The organism is Bradyrhizobium quebecense (genome assembly GCF_013373795.3).
Lineage (GTDB): Bacteria > Pseudomonadota > Alphaproteobacteria > Rhizobiales > Xanthobacteraceae > Bradyrhizobium > Bradyrhizobium quebecense.
Window position 1 is genome coordinate 1 of record NZ_CP088024.1, and the last position, 16,827, is coordinate 16,827.

The 16,827-nt window shown below is 62.5% G+C and carries 10 protein-coding genes and 6 pseudogenes; 10 read left to right on the forward strand and 6 right to left on the reverse strand.

The window, feature by feature from the left end; genetic code table 11:
• The first annotated feature begins 89 nt into the window (after positions 1 to 89).
• The 7 genes and pseudogenes from tnpA (HU230_RS43775) to tnpC (HU230_RS42330) all read left to right on the forward strand — a co-directional run bounded on the left by tnpA (HU230_RS43775) (position 90) and on the right by tnpC (HU230_RS42330) (position 5,604).
• Positions 90 to 512 (forward strand): IS66-like element accessory protein TnpA, encoded by a 423-nt coding sequence (tnpA, locus tag HU230_RS43775; protein ID WP_176528769.1) that lies wholly within the window; start codon positions 90 to 92, stop codon positions 510 to 512.
• Positions 509 to 865 carry an IS66 family insertion sequence element accessory protein TnpB gene (gene tnpB / locus HU230_RS42305; RefSeq protein WP_176528770.1) on the forward strand — a complete coding sequence of 119 codons (357 nt, stop codon included), beginning with the start codon at positions 509 to 511 and terminating at the stop codon, positions 863 to 865. The genes tnpA (HU230_RS43775) and tnpB (HU230_RS42305) overlap by 4 nt, the downstream gene beginning before the upstream one ends.
• Before the next feature lie 50 nt (positions 866 to 915).
• Positions 916 to 2,458, forward strand: a pseudogene (tnpC, locus tag HU230_RS42310) (IS66 family transposase).
• Positions 2,455 to 3,099 carry a UPF0149 family protein gene (locus tag HU230_RS42315; RefSeq protein WP_224943706.1) on the forward strand — a complete coding sequence of 215 codons (645 nt, stop codon included), beginning with the start codon at positions 2,455 to 2,457 and terminating at the stop codon, positions 3,097 to 3,099. Before tnpC (HU230_RS42310) ends, HU230_RS42315 begins: the two are co-directional and overlap by 4 nt.
• Positions 3,100 to 3,168: 69 nt before the next feature.
• Positions 3,169 to 3,540 (forward strand): IS66-like element accessory protein TnpA, encoded by a 372-nt coding sequence (tnpA, locus tag HU230_RS42320; protein WP_224944400.1) that lies wholly within the window; start codon positions 3,169 to 3,171, stop codon positions 3,538 to 3,540.
• The gene (tnpB, locus tag HU230_RS42325) at positions 3,537 to 3,884 is read left to right on the forward strand and encodes an IS66 family insertion sequence element accessory protein TnpB (RefSeq protein WP_063676425.1); all 348 of its coding nucleotides are present in this window, start codon (positions 3,537 to 3,539) and stop codon (positions 3,882 to 3,884) included. Before tnpA (HU230_RS42320) ends, tnpB (HU230_RS42325) begins: the two co-directional genes overlap by 4 nt.
• A 46-nt stretch (positions 3,885 to 3,930) precedes the next feature.
• Positions 3,931 to 5,604 (forward strand): IS66 family transposase, encoded by a 1,674-nt coding sequence (tnpC, locus tag HU230_RS42330; protein WP_176535359.1) that lies wholly within the window; start codon positions 3,931 to 3,933, stop codon positions 5,602 to 5,604.
• Between the two features lie 85 nt (positions 5,605 to 5,689).
• Here tnpC (HU230_RS42330) and HU230_RS42335 read toward each other — a convergent pair.
• Positions 5,690 to 5,848: pseudogene (locus tag HU230_RS42335) on the reverse strand (transposase); the annotation flags it as partial.
• 161 nt (positions 5,849 to 6,009) lie between these two features.
• Positions 6,010 to 7,353, reverse strand: coding sequence for an IS1380 family transposase (locus tag HU230_RS42340; protein WP_176530435.1), 1,344 nt, complete (start codon positions 7,351 to 7,353; stop codon positions 6,010 to 6,012).
• Between the two features lie 248 nt (positions 7,354 to 7,601).
• Between HU230_RS42340 and HU230_RS42345 the strand changes: the two genes are divergently transcribed.
• The 3 genes and pseudogenes from HU230_RS42345 (at position 7,602) to HU230_RS42355 (ending at position 10,882) form a co-directional block, all read left to right on the forward strand.
• Positions 7,602 to 8,462 carry a tyrosine-type recombinase/integrase gene (locus tag HU230_RS42345; protein WP_176534546.1) on the forward strand — a complete coding sequence of 287 codons (861 nt, stop codon included), beginning with the start codon at positions 7,602 to 7,604 and terminating at the stop codon, positions 8,460 to 8,462.
• Between the two features lie 20 nt (positions 8,463 to 8,482).
• Positions 8,483 to 9,709 carry an IS91 family transposase gene (locus HU230_RS42350; protein WP_176535361.1) on the forward strand — a complete coding sequence of 409 codons (1,227 nt, stop codon included), beginning with the start codon at positions 8,483 to 8,485 and terminating at the stop codon, positions 9,707 to 9,709.
• A gap of 410 nt (positions 9,710 to 10,119) precedes the next feature.
• A pseudogene (locus HU230_RS42355) lies at positions 10,120 to 10,882 on the forward strand (IS5 family transposase).
• Positions 10,883 to 11,072: 190 nt separating this feature from the next.
• On the opposite strand, the gene repC reads toward HU230_RS42355, so the two are convergent.
• The 4 genes and pseudogenes from repC to HU230_RS42375 all read right to left on the reverse strand — a co-directional run.
• A complete protein-coding gene (repC, locus tag HU230_RS42360) occupies positions 11,073 to 12,380 on the reverse strand; it encodes a plasmid replication protein RepC (RefSeq protein WP_176535363.1) in 1,308 nt (435 codons plus the stop codon).
• A gap of 1,368 nt (positions 12,381 to 13,748) precedes the next feature.
• Positions 13,749 to 15,069 (reverse strand): annotated as a pseudogene (locus tag HU230_RS42365) (IS1380 family transposase).
• A gap of 152 nt (positions 15,070 to 15,221) precedes the next feature.
• A pseudogene (locus tag HU230_RS42370) lies at positions 15,222 to 16,497 on the reverse strand (IS256 family transposase).
• 113 nt (positions 16,498 to 16,610) lie between these two features.
• Positions 16,611 to 16,793, reverse strand: a pseudogene (locus HU230_RS42375) (IS110 family RNA-guided transposase); the annotation flags it as partial.
• Between the last annotated feature and the right edge of the window lie 34 nt (positions 16,794 to 16,827).

The window sequence follows — 16,827 nt, forward strand, 5'->3', positions numbered from 1 at the left end:
GATAGCGGTACGACAACCCCACCTCGTTTAAGTGGACGGGATGAGCGAGACTCGCGCGTGGATTTGACAACGCGAGGGACGCTCGTTCCATGCATCAAGACAGACATCAAGACAGGCATGATGCCGCCTCCTATCAACGGATCGAGGTGATCACAGGGGAAAGGCGACGGCGCAGTTGGAGCGATGCGGAGAAGGCGCGGATCGTGGCCGAGAGCGCCGATCCGGAGACGAGCATTTCCGAGGTGGCTCGACGCAACGGGGTGAACCGGGGACTGCTCAGTGTGTGGCGGCGCCAGGCGCGGCTCGCGTCGAGCGAAGCGCCGCAGTTCGTGCAAGTCAGGCTCGACGCCGCCGTCGAGGCGCAGCCGAACGCGATCGATAAGGCGCATGTTCTGACGGGGCCGGCCGAGCGGATCGAGGTGATGATCGCGGGCGCGACGGTGCGCGTGCCTGTCCGCGTCGACACTGCGACGCTGGAGCGCGTGCTGGCGGCGGTGAGATCGACGCGATGATCTCTTTCGGTCCAATGGTCCGTGTGTTCGTCGCGACGCAGCCGATTGACTTTCGTAAAGGCGTTCATGGCCTTGTCGCGCTGGTAGCGGAGGGATTGGGCGGCAAGCCCTACAGCGGTGACGTTTATGTCTTCCGATCGAAGCGATCGGATCGTTTGAAGTTACTGGTTTTTGACGGCTCGGGAATGGTTCTAGCGACGAAGTGGCTGGAGAATGGGGGCTTCGCCTGGCCACCTGTTCACGAGGGTACGATGCCGGTAACGGGGGCGCAACTGGCGATGCTGATTGAAGGTCTTGCGGAGTGGTCGCGTGTGGTCCCCAAGGTGACGAAGCGGCCGACGAAGGTTGCCTGACGCGTCTTGTTTTGCTGGCGATTGTGAGTGTGTTCGTGTAGCTCTGCGATATGGCGCTTCGCCCCGAAGATCTCCCCTGTGACCCTGCAGCTCTTGCCGAGATGGTGTTGGCTTTCGAAGGCGAGAACGATGATCTGCGCGCAGAGATCGCCACGTTGAAGAGCCTGATCTTCGGCGCACGATCGGAGCGCTCGGCGATCGTCTGCGCCGAACAGATCGCGTTTGATCTGGAACCGACCGCCGGCTCACAGCTCCCGGCCAATGACGACAAACCGGACGCGCCGAGACCGAAGCGGCGCAAAGCGAGGCGCAACATCGGCGCACTGCCGGCGCATCTGCCCCGGATCGAGCGGGTGATCGAGCCGGCGTCCACGCGGTGCCCGTGCTGCACGGGTCAGATGCATCGGATCGGCGAGGAGAGCAGCGAAGCGCTCGATCGGGTGGCTGCGTGTGCTCCGCACGATCCGTCCAAAATACGCCTGCCGCTCCTGTGAGGGCGCGATTGTCCAGGCCCCGGCACCGGCGCGGCTCGTCGAGGGCGGCATGGCGACGACGGCGCTGATCGCGCATATCGCCGCGGCCAAATATGCCTGGCAATCGACGCTCTACCGCCAGACGCAGATCCTGGCGGGTCAGGGTGTCGTCGTCGACCGTCAGACGCTGGCGCGCTGGATGGGGAGCGCGGCGTGGCTGGTCAGGGGCCTCTACGATCTGCAACTGAAGACTATGCACGGCTTCGAGCGGCTGTTCTGCGACGAGACGCCGATGCCAGTGCTCGATCCGGGACGCGGCCGCACGAGGATCTGCCAGTTCTGGGCGCACGCGACGGACGATCGGGCGTGGAAGGGGCCGGCGCCGCCGGCGGTCGCCTACGTGTTCGCAGGTGGTCGCGGCAAGAAGGAGATCGTGGCGCAGTTGGCCGGCTTCGAAGGCGTGCTGCAAGTCGACGGCTATGCCGCCTACGCCTCGCTGGCGGGCGATGCGAAGATGTCGGGCCAGATCCAGCTGGCGTATTGTCTCGTTCACGCGCGCCGCAACTTCGTGAGGGTGCACAAGACGACGAACTCACCCTTCGCCGCGGAGGTCATCGAGCGCATTGCGGCCGTCTACGCGATCGAGGAGAGGATCCGCGGTCTCGACGCCGGGGAACGCCGCGCGACGCGACAGGCCGAGACGAAGCCGCTGATGGAAGCGTTGAGGATCCGTCTGATCGCGGTGAAGGACGGGATCTCCCGCCGCTCGACGCTCATCAAGGCGATCGACTACATGCTCGAACGCTGGCAGGGCCTGACGGCGTTCCTGGATGACGGGCGGCTCGAGCCGGACACCAACACGGTCGAGCGATCGATCAGGCCCATTGCGATCGGAAAAAAGAACTCGTTGTTCAGTGGTGACGAAGGCGGGGGCGAGACTTGGGCGATACTCGCTTCGCTTCTTAACACAGCGAAATTGAATGGTCTCGACCCCGAGGCGTATCTCATCGACGTTCTCGATCGCATGGTGAGCGGCGCCACGAAGACCAACCAGCTGCACGAACTTCTGGCCTGGAACTGGAAGGCCGCACGCGAAGCCGAAAAGCGGGCCGTGGCATGACGAAGCCGAAGCAACGGCGAGGAAAACGGGCCAAGACGACGATGGCGGACTATGCCATGTCGTTCGAACGGCTCGGGCAATGGATCAGCGAGCGCGCCAGGTCGCCGACGCTTCGGCATCCGCGGGCGACGTCGCTCTCCATGCTCGACGGCGCGGTGGCCGCGGTCGTTGCCGGGCCGGTCTCGATGGCGTCCGAGGAATGGGTGTGCCCGCTCCTCGGCGTAGATCCCGACGCCTTCAATCACGACACCGAGGAGTTCTCGGCGATCGCCGCCACGCTGATGCGCCACAACGCAATCAGCGAGACGCTGTCGACGGGACCGGAGAGCTTCGAGCCGCTGTTCGTGCGATCACCGGACGGCGAAGTCGACCCGCAGCCCTGGTGCATGGGCTTCTACGCCGTCATGAAGCTTCGGCTTCTCGTCTGGTCGCGGCTTCTCTCCCCGAACGGAACCGAACACCTTATGCTGCGGCCGATCTTGGTCCATTGCATCGACGACGCCGGTCGGCCCTTGCTACCCCCGGCCCGGCACACGCTGGGAACGCTGCCCGTCGCTCAAAACGTCCGGCGCGACATTCCCGTAGCCGTTGAGGCCCTGCGGCAGTTCTGGATGCCTATACGCTTCAAGCGCGGTGCGTAGGCCGTCCGCGCCAAGTCGTGGCCCTCTCGCACCGTTTACGTCCTTATGGACGGACATAAGGACAGTGCGGTGCTGAGCCGCATGGATTTGGTGGAGACCGGTCGGCGGCGACGCTGGACGCGTGCGGAGAAGCTCAGAATCGTAGAGGAGAGCTTCTCGGGGCCACGACTGGTGTCGGCGACGGCTCGCCGGTATGGGATATCACGTCAGCTTCTGCTGAGCTGGCGCAAGGCTTGGACCTGTCATGATCCGGCCGAAGAGGATTCGATCGGCCCGACATTCGTCCCTGCGATAGTTGCGGCAAGTACGCCGCCAACGACGGAAGCTGTCGAGACAGGTCAGATCGAAATCGTGAGCCCTCAGGGGCTGCGCGTGGTCTTCGGCCCCGGTGCGGATATCGAGGCGGTCGTTCGAATTGCTCGGGGCCTGGCGCGCCGATGATCCCGATCCCGACGGGCGTGCGGGTGTGGCTGGCGACGGGCCATACCGACATGCGGTGCGGCTTTCCGAGTCTGGCTCTGCGCGTGCAGGAAGTGCTCAAGCGCGACGCCATGGGCGGCGGTCTTTTCTGCTTCCGGGGCAAACGCGGTGATCTATTGAAGGTCATTTGGCACGATGGCCAGGGCGCCTGCTTGTTCACCAAAAGACTCGAGAGAGGCAGGTTCATCTGGCCATCGGTTGCTGGTGAATCGGTAACGATCTCTCCGGCGCAGTTGAGCTATCTGTTGTCCGGGATCGATTGGCGCAACCCTCAAGAAACCCAGCGTCCGACGCGGGTCGGATAGTCGTTTTACGGTTTGAATCTGCTGCTCGATCTGATTCAATGGCTCCATGATATCGAAGCCGGATGATCTTCCATCGGACCTTGTCAGTGCCCTGGCGGCGCTGCAGGCCGAGCGTGAGGCGCGACAGAAAGCCGAGGCGAAGGCCGCCAACTGGCAGGCGCAAGCCGCGAATGCGCAGGCGAAACTGTCGGATACCGAGGCGCTGATCGCTCATCTCGAGTTGCGCATCGAGAAGCTGAAACGCGAACTGCACGGGCAGCGATCCGAGCGCTCGGCACGGCTGCTCGAGCAGTTGGAGTTGGAGCTCGAAGAACTCGTCACCACGGCGAGCGAGGATGAGCTTGCCGCACAGGCCGCAGCGGCGAAGACGCAGAACGTCCGCCCCTTCATGCGCAAGCGGCCGGTGCGCAAGCCATGGCCTGACGATATCGAACGCGAGCGCGTCGTCATTGAGACTCCAACGACCTGCGCCTGCTGCGGTGGATCGCGGCTGGCGAAGATCGGTGAGGATGTGACCAAGACGCTGGAGGAGATCCCGCGCCGCTTCAAGCTGATCGAGACGGTACGCGAGAAGTTCACCTGCCGCGATTGCGAGAAGATCAGCCAGCCGCCCGCGCCGTTCCATGCCACGCCGCGCGGCTTCATCGGCCCACAATTGCTGGCAACGATCCTGTTCGACAAGTTCGGCATGCATATCCCGCTCAACCGCCAGAGTGCGCGCTTTAAGGCCGAGGGGATCGACCTGCCGTTGTCGACGCTGGCCGACCAGGTCGGCCACGGGACCTTCGCCGTCATGCCGCTCTTCCACTTGATCGAACGCCACGTGCTCGCTGCCGAGCGCCTTCATGGCGACGACACCACCATCCGTATTCTGGCGAAGGGCAAGTGCACGACCGGGCGGATCTGGACTTATGTGCGGGATGACCGGCCGTTCGCCGGGCCTGCGCCGCCGGCAGCGGTCTATTACGCCTCGAGCGACCGACGAGGCGAGCATCCACAGAGACATCTGGCCGCCTTCGCCGGCATCTTGCAGGCGGATTGCTACAGCGGCTTCGAGCCGCTGTTCGCCCCGCAGAAGAAGGCGCTGCCGATTACGCCGGCGTTTTGCGTGGCCCATGCGCGGCGGGGCTTCTTCGAGCTGGCTGATATCGAGAAAAATGCTCGGGAAGGCAAGAAAGGCAAACCGGTCTCCCCGATCGCGCTGGAGGCTGTCAGACGCCTCGATACGTTGTTCGAGATCGAGCGCGCCATCAACGGCCGCGGTGCCGGCGAGCGGCGTGCCGCTCGCCAGGAACAGAGTAAGTCACTTCTCGAGGACATGCATGCCTGGCTGCTCCGCGAGCGCGAAACCCTCTCGCGTTCCTCCGAGGTCCTGAAGCCGATTAACTACATGCTCAGGCGCTGGGACGGCTTCGCCCGCTTCCTCGACGACGGCAGGATCTGCTTGACCAACAATTGCGCTGAGCGCGCATTGAGAGGCATCGCCTTGGGAAGGCGCAACTGGACCTTCGCCGGCAGCCAGCGCGGCGCCGACCGTGCCGCCATCATGCTGACGATGATCACGACCTGTCGCCTCAACGACGTCGATCCCAAGGCCTGGCTCGCCGACGTCCTGGCCCGTATCGCCGATCATCCCGCATCGCGTCTGCACGAGCTCTTGCCCTGGGAATGGAAGCTCCTGCGCCAGGCCGACAAGCCAGCCAATCAGCAGGCCGCCTGACCTTCACCCTTCACCCAATGCCATCATAGACCTCGCCGTGCCCGCGCGCATGCGTCAATCAGGCGGCCTCCGTCGTATGCGTACGGTGTTTCCAGTGTTCGGCCGGGAAGTCGTAGAACGCCAGTAGCGTGTCCCGATCCTTGCTCTGGCAGTCGGCCGCCTTCTCGTATTTGGGCGTGTAGCTCTCGATGAAGGCGTCGAACGCCAGCTCGGCGGCGGCCTTGGTTTCGGCCATCCAGATCTCTAGCCCGTCTTATTCATGATTGCCGGGCGGGGCAGCTGGAACATTTCCGGTCGGGGTGAAGGCGCGCGCGAACGCTTCGGCTTTTTCGCCGCTTTTCGACCCGACTTCGTGAACGCGTTGGAGGACGGCAGCGGGGTGACCGGGGGCTCATGCCCCGCGCGTCAGGGTGCTTGCGGGACCAGAGCGTTTACCAAGCCGCGGAACAGGTCGGCGTCGGGGCACGCCGCAGCGAAGGCGAGACGGACGCGGGTGGCGGTCTCGATGACGCGGGCTGCGATCTTGAGAAGCCTGAGCCTGATCGTGTTGAACTCGGCCGTTGCCAGATCGCGCGGCTTTGGGATGGCATCGCGCACGGCGAGGATGAGCCAATAGGCGGCGGTGTGGAAGACGAGGCGGACCTGGTTGGCGAGCGCCGAGCGGCAACTGGTGCGATCGGAGGCGAGCTGGGTCTTGTGCAGCTTGATCAGGTTCTCGGCCTGTCCGCGAGCGCAATAGAGGCTGTCATAGATCCACTCAGCCGAGCCGATATCCAGGCTGGTGACGACGTAGCGGACGTCGAGCCCTTGTTGGGTTGCCTCGATGCGGGCGACGACGCGGCGCTCACGATGCCAGGAGCCGGCCGCGTGGCAGGTCTCGGTGTAGCCGCGAACCACGATCTTGTTCTCGATCGCACGTTCGGTTCGAAATGCATCACAGACCTCGTCGACCTTTCTGGCGAGCGGCTTCGTGCCGGCTAGCGCGAAGATGTAATCGACGCCGTTTTGCTCGCAAAAAGTCATCGCCTCGGGGCCGGCGTAATGGCTGTCGCCGCGGAAGGTGATACGCGTATCGGGCCAGCGCCGGCGAATGCGCCGAACCAGGCGGCGCAGGTGTGCCCGCACCTCGCGGCCGCTCGGCGTCTTGCCGGGGCGCAGGATGACCGCAACAGGCCGGCTGTGCTCGGTGTCGTAGACGTGGATCGGCAGGAAGCAGTGTTCATCATAATGGGCGTTGAACAGCGAGAGTTGCTGACGGCCATGCACCACGTCGACCGTGTCGTCGATGTCGAGCGTGATTGCGCTCGGCGCTCGCGCGTAGCTGTCCATCCATAGGTCAACCAGCACAGAGCTCAGCCGGATCACCTCGCGCAGGTGTGGTGCATTCTCCAGGCGCGATAGGGTCGGCTGCGAACACAGATCCCGGCCAGTGTCCGGCAGTCGGCCGCAAGCCAGCTTGAACGCCGGATCGCCGCGTAAACGATCGAGATCATTGCCATCCTCGTAGCCACACGCGATGGCGAAGATGCGGGCGCGGATCATATCCGCAAGGCTGTGCACGATGCGTCCCGGATCGCGCCGCTCGGGGAATACGCAGGACAACTTCGCGGCCAAGCCGAGGCGCCGGTCCGCCATGGCCAGAAGCATGACGCCGCCATCCGACGTCAGCTTGCCGCCGTCGAACGAGGCTGTGATCTTCTTGTGGGAAACGGCTGGAAATGAGAACGGCAGACTCGTATCGTCGGTCATGGCGAGTGTGGCGGCCCGGATGCGCGGAGGGTGGGTGTCAGCAACCGAATCCTACGCCATCTCAGCGGCTTACGCCACGCTCGCCAGCCTCTCAACAAGCCGCTGATGAATAAGACGGGCTAGGTAGTGTGGACTCTAAGGATTGAACTAAGCCGCTGCCGCGGCGTAGGGGGCAAGGTGGCATAGATCGCCTCCTGGCTGAGAGGATGTGGGTGTTGGAGCCCACCCCCTCAGACAGGAGTATCGAGATGGCCGATTTGAGCCCTCTTCGCCGCCGCCTGATCGAAGACATGACCGTCCGCAATCTGTCGCCGGCGACGCAAAGATCCTACATCAGCGCGGTTTCGAAGTTCAGCCGCTATTTTGGCCGATCGCCTGACCGGTTAGAGCTGGAAGACGTCCGCGCCTTCCAGGTGCATTTGGTCTCGACCGGCATCTCATGGCCGGCGCTGAACCAGATCGTCTGTGCGCTACGGTTTTTCTACGGCGTCACGCTCGGCGAGGCGCTCATCCCAGAGCGCATTCCCTATGCGCGAGAACCGCGCAAGCTGCCGGTCGTTCTCAGCGCCGACGAAGTGGTTCAGTTTCTTGAAGCGGTATCGAGCCTGAAGAGCCGCGCCGCGCTCACCACCGCCTATGCGGCCGGGCTCAGGGCCTCGGAGGTTGCGGGACTGCGGATCGAAGACATCGACAGCGCCCGCGGCGTCATCCAGGTGCGCCACGGCAAGGGCGCGAAGGATCGCAACGTGATGCTGTCGCCCCAGCTGCTGGGCATCCTGCGCACCTACTGGCGGCTCGCCCGGCCGCGGCTTTATCTGTTCCCTGGTCGTGACGAAGATCATCCGATCGATCAGACCGTGCTGCATGCCGCCTGCCGGTCGGCGGTGAAGGCTGCGGGCCTGACCAAGCGCGTCACGCTGCACACGCTGCGCCACAGCTTCGCGACACATCTTCTCGAGAACGGAACCGATATCCGGATCATCCAGGTCTTGCTCGGGCACAATAATTTGTCGTCGACAGCGCGCTACACGCAGGTCGCCACCGATACGATCCGAGCGACGCAGAGCCCGCTCGATCGCCTGTCGCTGGAGGTGACGCCACCTGGATGACCCGCAGCGGGATGCGGGTCATGACCCGCTCCGACATCCGCTCCAACAGGCCCGCCATCGAGATTGCCGATATTCTGTGCCGGCATGGCGACGCCTATCGCCGTGTACATGCCGGTCATCTGGGGCGGGTCGAGCGGCGCGTGATGAGCGCGATCGTTGCGTGCCGGACCGAGGCGCTCGGCGGCCACATGCAGGCTTGCGACGACTGCGGCACGACACGCGTTGCCTATAATTCCTGCCGCAATCGGCACTGTCCGAAGTGTCAGGGGAGAGCCCGAGCCGCGTGGCTCGCCGCGCGTCAAGCCGACCTGCTTCCGGTTCCCTATTTCCACGTCGTCTTTACACTTCCCGCACCGATCGCCGCGATCGCTTTCCAGAACAAGGCCGTCGTCTATGCCATCCTGTTCAAGGCTGCCGCCGAGGCGATGACGACGCTCGCCGCCAATCCACGCCGGCTCGGCGGTGCGATCGGCGGCGTCGCCGTCCTCCACACCTGGGGACAGACGCTGATGCATCATCCCCACGTCCATTGCGTCGTTCCGGGTGGCGGCCTCTCGCCCGATGGCGCGCGCTGGACCGCTTGCCGACCGAACTTCTTCCTGGCCGTCAAACCGTTGTCCAGACTATTTCGCACACTTTTTCTCAAACGTCTGTCGGCAGCCTTCAACTCCGGTGCCTTCCGTTTCTTCGGCGATCTCGGAGCTCTGGCCGAGCCGGCTGCCTTTGCGGCCCACCTCGACGCCATGCGACGCATCAACTGGGTTGTTTACGCCAAGCGGCCCTTCGGCGGACCCGCACAGGTCCTGGCCTATCTCGGCCGCTACACCCATCGCGTCGCGATCGCCAACAGCCGGCTCGTCGCACTCGACGACGATCATGTCGCCTTCTCATGGAAGGACTATCGCCAAAACAGCGCGACAAAGATCATGAATCTCAAGCCCGATGAGTTCATTCGCCGTTTCCTGCTTCATACGCTGCCTGACGGCTTCCACCGCATCCGCCACTTCGGCTTCATGGCCAACCGCCATCGCGCTGCCAAGCTCGCCCTTTGCCGCGAACTTCTCGATCATGAGCGAACAGCCCCAAACGATGGCCAGCCGTCGCCTGTGGATTCGGAGGCTCAAACCTGGGCCGAGGTTCCTGCCTGTCCCGATTGTGGTGGCGTCATGCGCATCATTGAGCGCTTTCGACATAGCTTCAGACGCCCCAGCCCTCGAACATCACCGTTCCGATGCGACACATCGTGAGCCAAGTCATGTCGTGCACGACGATCATCATTCGTCATTTCGCTCCCAGCGTCTCGATCATCGCGGACGATGTCGAATCCGTGCTGTCACACTGCGCGACAACAACCGTCCGATGCAGCAAAAGGCCTATCGCGATCTCAGGCGAAGCGCGTCTGATCTCAACTCTTCCAGGATGCGCACTCCTGTGTCTCTGCCTCACGCGCCGAGCCAGCAGATCGGGCATGGCGATCTCGAACAATCCCCATAGCTGCAAAACCGCGAATAGCCTCCCGCGCCTTCGTTCAATCCGGCTTCAATGAGGTCGCGTCATAAGCGCCTGCCGCGCCCTCGCGTGAGCGCGACCTCACAGAACCCTCCAGATTCCCAAAACGGCGCGAGTCAGATTCAAGACTGTTTTTGGGGAGGCAGTCTTGGGTGTGATGGACCGTTTGGTATTGAGCGACGCGGCTTGGGAGCGGATGGCGCCGCTGATCATAGGTCGCCCCGACCAGAAGGGCTCCACTTGGCGCGACAATCGGATGTTCGTGGAAGGTGTACTTTGGATTGTTCGCACGGGCTCTCCCTGGCGTGATCTCCCGGAGGCGTTCGGGGATTGGAACAGCGTGTTCCGGCGCTTCAGTCGATGGAGCATCAAGGGCGTCTGGTGGCGGATCTTCGAGGCGATGTCCGATGATCCGGACTTCGAATATTTGATCGTCGATTCCACCATCGTCCGGGCGCATCAGCACGCCGCCGGGGCCAAAAAAGGGGGTCTGAAGATCAGGCGATCGGCCGCTCGCGCGGTGGCCTGAGCACCAAGATACATATGGCCGTTCGTGGCTTGGATGTCCCGTACGGTTCGCGCTGACCGCAGGCCAGAAGGGCGATGCACCGCAAGCTGCCGCATTGATCGAGGGACTACCTGCCGAGGTCGTCATGGCCGATACGGCCTATGACGCCGATCATTTGCGCCAAGCCATCGCCGCCAAGGGCGCGCTCGCCGTCATCCCCAACAACCCATCACGCGCACTCAAATACCCGCTGGACAAGCACCTCTATGCCCAGCGTCACCTCGTCGAATGCTGCTTCTCAAAGCTCAAGCAGTTCCGCCGCGTCGCAACCCGCTTCGAAAAGACCGCCCGAAATTACCTAGCCGTCGTCACTCTCGCAGCCATCGTCCTTTGGATGCGGTAAGTGTCCACACGACCTAGAGCACCTCTTCTCGAATCAGGTGCCCATCAAAGAATCACAAGCGATTCTAGCGACTCAAGTTTTTCGGCTCAGTGCACCTCAAAAGATGTGGGTAATGGTAAGTTAGCTCGGACGGATACGTTCGATCTTGCCGCCGTTAGGTAGAAACTCCCATTTCTCGCGCTGTTCAGATTTACTGGACCGGCTCTCTGGCGAGTTTTTCCGCGGAAGCACGATGTATGAGGCTGACCACTCGCGGTCCTCGCACGAGGACCGATTGAGGGCAGAAACGGCTCTCGTTCCCAGAAGGAGGGGCGACCGCAGCGGCATAGGTGGTTTCCTGCCTACAGCGGGATGTTTTCAAGACCATCAGCATTGACCAAATTGAAAACGCCCCAGCAGCTGCTCGTTGCGTCAAGGTTCGCAAATATCCACCAGCGTTTTTGATGGAGTCACCCCGTTGCAGGATCGCGGCAAGCGTAGCACTGGCCTGTACCTCTCCCATCACCGAGCAGGCCTCGCGCCAAGCGCTCCAACTAACACCGAGCAGCGGTCTAACGAGACTCGCTGTGGCGATCATATCCTGGATCGTCAGGATATTGCCGGCGGCATAATCTGCGAAATCCGGACAAGCCTCCACGACGCACCGAAGGGGAATCGTGATTGATTGGGTCTTCCCGTTCGGGATAGGTATGGTGGGAGTTTCAGCGGGCGACTCTTCTTGGACGGCCAGAGGAGGGATATCGGTGATGGCCAATCTTTCGCCCTTAATCGTCTCTGTATGCCGCTGCAGAATTGCGACAATGGCTGCGGCAAGAGCCCAACGCTTCTGCACGACGCTCTCCAGAGCCTCGCGAGAAGCACGGCGAGGAAGAGGCCGCACGACCTCCTGCAACTGCAGATGGATCGCTGGCCAATCGGCTTTCACTCCCTCTTCGGCACACACCGCGATCATCTTGACGATGTCGCGGCGTGCGAGGGTCGCTTCCTCACGTAAAGCCCTGAGGGCCTCGCGCTGTTTGGAAATATGATCTGCCAATTGCGCAAACTCCTCCGCCCGTGTGATGAGAGGGCTGAGATCAAACCCAAATGCTTGGACCGACGCGCCGTTTGCATCACGTCGGACGTAGCGCTTGCCGTTCGGACTGTCCCGCCGCACGAGAAGCCCCAGCTTGACCAAGGAAGCGAGATGGCGGCGGAGCGTGGAGGGTGCGACCCCGTGTGCCCGCATAGTAAGCCGGCGATTCGATGGATACACCACGGGCTTGCGGCAGCCTGCGACGAGAACTGTCCCGGGATGGAAACTCAACAGCGCGCTGAGGATTGTGAGCGCGCGATCGGATACATTAAGTTCGGATCGTGCCGCACAAATATCTCGGAACACCTGCCACTTGTTAACTGACTTGCTGCCCCGAAAGCCACCCACTTCGCGGCAGTTTCCAATGGTGGCAAGGGACAGACGAGCCGGCCCGAAAGGAGCGATCGGGTTACATTCATACATCTAGTAACTCTCATTCGGCCCAGAAGAGGACTCCGTTGACGAATGGTTGGGCAAAGCCTTCGCCGACTCGACAATTAGACTAACTACATTTCTCATTCTGTCGAGAGAGCCGGCACTTGTGAATGCGATCCGAACGTTCTCGTTGGGTTGGGCGCCCCCGCTGTCGCGCAATACTGGACTTGATCTCGCTGCGACACTCGATTGGCGCCGGCGCTTCGAGATTCCTGGCTTGCCATGGCTATTACGTTCGCCTGACGAAGAATATGCAGTCGTCCCAACCAGATCTCTTCGAAACTGAACCTTGGAAAAACGCACGAACAAGCAAAGCGCGAGAGGTTTTCTGGTGCGGTGGCGGTTCCGTGCCATTCGCAAAGCCCGCCGACATTTGAGTTCCAGTTTCAGCTCAGCCCCCACCTGACTGTCCCGATCGCGTTTGCGTGAAAGTCTTTACGGTTTGCACTTGCGCAGAAATCAGAACCTCCGATGGGCGTTCAACCGCTAGCATTCTACCAAGAAGACGCCATTTACGGCAAAGTTGCGAATGCGAGAAGATTCCTAGAGTATCAATCAATACTTAGATCTCTTCTTTGACTTCTGTAGGTGGCGCTCATTATGAGATCCTGTGGTGCTTGGGTGGACAACGCGGCGGAGATTGGGCAAGGACTCTTCGGCGCCCGTTGGCGTACGATCGTTCGCATAACGATCGCGCATTCAAAGGCGTTCATGCCGCGAGCAGACCATCCTCCTGCCACCGCGTATCGAGACTACGTCGGTGCTATTAACCCGGTGCGCGCAATGACGCCTACGTAGCCAACCTTGATCTTGCTACACTTGGCCGCAGTGCGTCTGCATAGGCTTCTATGTCACGTTCGATTGCCTTGAAGCGCTCCGCAGCTTCCTCTGCGTGTAGCTCTCGTATTTCGCTGCAATCGATCGACGAGGGCATCTGCGCGGCTTTTGTCTACCGACAGCCGAAAAGCTGGCAACACTGATGGCGAGAAGAACCCGCACTACGGCGTATCTCGATCGTTTGGGGAGAACGGTGAGCTGCAGCTGTCGCGAACCGACAGCCGATGCTCGCCTCCTGACGGAGGGCGGTCACACAATTGCCGGATATAATGTGCAGCTCGCTTTCGACGGAAAACACAAGCTGATCGTCGCCAGCCAGGTGGTAAATGACGGCAATGACAGTGGCCAACTAGCCCGTCCTATTCGTGAGAGTGCGTTTTTTAGTCCGATTGATGTGGCCGCACATTTGCTCTGACGAGGCGCGCGGGATTGCCTTCGGCTTTTCACCGCCTGATGACCGGTACTTTGCAACGCGCTTGAGGTGTAGGTTGGGCGCACAGGGGGCGGACGCCCCGCCGGTCAAGGACCGAGCGGCAGCAGCGCGCCTGGCAAGCCGCGGATCAGGTCGGCTTCGGGACATGCCGCGGCAAACGCAAGGCGAATGCGGCTCGTGGTCTCGACGACACGGGCAGCGAGTTTCAAGAGACGAAGACGCAGCGTCGCGAACTCGGCTGTGGCCAATTCCCGGTCTTTGGGAATCGCGTCGCGCACGGTCAGCATCAGCCAATAAGCGGCGGTGTCGAGAACGAGGCGGACTTGATTGGCGAGCGCCGAACGGCAGCTGGTGCGGTCGGAGGCGAGCTGCGTCTTATGCAGCTTGATCAGATTCTCGGCTTGGCCGCGCGCGCAATACAGGCTGTCGTAGATCCACTCGGCCGAGCCGACATCGAGGCTGGTGACGACGAAACGGATGTCGAGGCCGAGCATCGTCGCCTCAATACGGGCGACGGTACGTCGTTCGCGATCCCAGGACTTTGCCTTGTGGCGCGTCTCGGTATAGCCACGCAGAACCGGCAGGTTCTCGATGGCGCGTCGGGTGCGGATGTCGTCGGCGGCCTCGTCGACTTTTCTGGCGAGCGGCTTGGTGCCGGACAGACCGAAGATGTAGTCGATGCCGTTGGTCTCGCACCACGCCATTGCCTCCGGTGCCTCCGGCCGGGCATAGTGCCCGTCGCTACGGAACGTAATTCGCGTGTTGTGCCACCGCGTCCGGATATGCCGTATCAGGCGGCGCAGATGGGCACGCACCTCGACGCCGCCCGGCGTCTTGCCGGGCCGCAGCACGACCGCCACGGGCCGGCTCTTCTCCGTGTCGTAGACGTGGATCGGCAGGAAGCAGCGTTCGTCATAATGAGCGTTGAACAGCGAGAGCTGCTGATGGCCGTGGACGACATCGCAGGTATCATCGATGTCGAGCGTGACGGATGCCGGCTCGCGCGGGTAGCTATCCATCCATGCGTCGAAGGCGCGGAGCATTCTCCAGCCGCGACAGCGTCGGTTGGGAACACAGATCGCGACCCGTGTCCGGCAGCCGTCCGCAGGCCAGCTTGAATGCGGGATCGGACCGCAGATGATCGAGGTCGTCGGCGTCCTCGTAGCCGCAGCAGATCGCGAACATGCGCGCGCGGAACATATCGACAAGGCTGTGCACGACCCGCGTCGGATCGCGCCGATCCGGGAACACCCGAGCCAAATTGTCGGCCAAGCCGAGACGCCGCTCGGCCATCGCCAGAAGCATCACGCCCCCGTTCGAGGTCAGCCGACCGCCATCGAAGGCAGCTGTGACTTTCTTGGCGTGAACGGCTGGAAACGAGAAGGGCAGAATCGTATCATCGGTCATGGCGGGCGTGGTGTTCGCGGCTGAAGGTGATGGGGTTGGCTTTGCAACCGAATCCTACGCCGCATCAGCGCTTTACACCACGCTCGCCAGCCTCTCCGGCGCCCTCTGACGAATAAGGAGCTATCGCCAAATTTTGGTGACGGCGCGGCCGGTCAGGCGGCGGCGGTTATGGGCTGACGGTCAGTCGGTTTGGCGATGACCTCGATCCCGTCGTTGAATGTCACACCGAGAACGAGTTTTGGCAACTGGTTGCGGCCATCGAGACGACGCCGGCTTTTCTGCGCGGCCTCAAGCAGTTTGAAGACCATCGCGAGCGCCGTTCTGTTGGACAGGCAGCCCTTCGATCGGATCGTGCGGTGGCGCACGGTAGCGAAGGTGCTTTCAATGGGATTGGTGGTCCGCAGGTGTTTCCAGTGTTCGGCCGGGAAGTCGTAGAACGCCAGTAGCGTGTCCCGATCCTTGCTCAGGCAGTCGGCCGCCTTCTCGTATTTTGGCGTATAGCTCTCGATGAAGGCGTCGAACGCCAGCTCGGCGGCGGCCTTGGTTTCGGCCATCCAGCTCTCCTGCAACGCGCGTTTGGCTTTAGGCTGCTGGCTCTTCGGCAACTTGGCGATCACGTTGGCGGTCTTGTGTACCCAGCAGCGCTGCTCGCGCGTTTTCGGCCAGACCTCGCCGGCGGCCTTCCAGAACCCGAGCACGCCGTCGGCGATGGTGAGCCGCGGCGGCACGCCGAGCCCGCGCCGCTTCAGGTCGAGCAGCAGATCGCGCCAGTCCTGCGCGCTCTCGCGGGCGCCATCGGTGAAGCCGACCAGTTCCTTGCGGCCTTCCGGCGTCGCGCCGATCAGCACCAGGATGCACTGCTTTTCGTCTTCGAGGCGTGCTTGGAGATGGATGCCATCGGCCCAGATGTAGACGTAGCGCTTCGCCGACAGATCGCGCCTCTGCCACGCGGTGTGTTCGTCAAGCCAACCGTCCTTCAGACGGCCGATGCCGACAACCCGGCAGCATCCTTGCCGAGCAGCGCCGCCAGAGCCTCGGAGAAGTCGCCGGTGGAGATACCCTTCAGGTAAAGGATCGGCAGCAGCGTCTCGATCGATTTCGAGCGGCGCATGTAGGGCGGCAGGATCGACGGAGAGAACCGGATGCGGTCGGGATCGGTAGCCTCCGCCTCGCGATCGCGTACACGCGGCTGGCGGACGCCGACCGGACCGATACCCGTCATCACCTCGCGTTCCGGCAGGTGACCGTGGCGCACGAGCGCTGGTGGCCGTCCGCAGTCCTCAAATCGGCATGCTTGCCGAGAAAGTCCGCGACCTCGGCCTCGACCGCCTGGGCCAACAGAGCACGCGCCCCGTTGCGCAAGATTTCGGTGAGTTGATCGTCGACGTTTCCTGGCTGAATCAACTTGATGATGTTATCTTTGGACACGGCATATCGCTCCTTCGGTGGAGAAGTGGAGGCGTCAAGCACCCCCACGATATGCCGCCTTCCCGATTCCCGCCGTCGCCAACTTTCAGCGATAGCTCACGAATAAGACGGGCTAAGACCTCGACGACGGCCGTCGCATTGCCCGTCGCCTCGACCACCACATGATCGTCATGAGTGAGCTCTTTCCTGGCGAAGGCCTCCAGGCCGTTGCGTGTCATGGGAATGCGGCCGAGCCTTGTCAGTTGCCCATCGAGCAGCGCGGCAGCCTCGGCTGCTACCCGGTGGATAACCGCGATGGCGCCACCAGCCCGCCACCGTGATGGAAGCGTA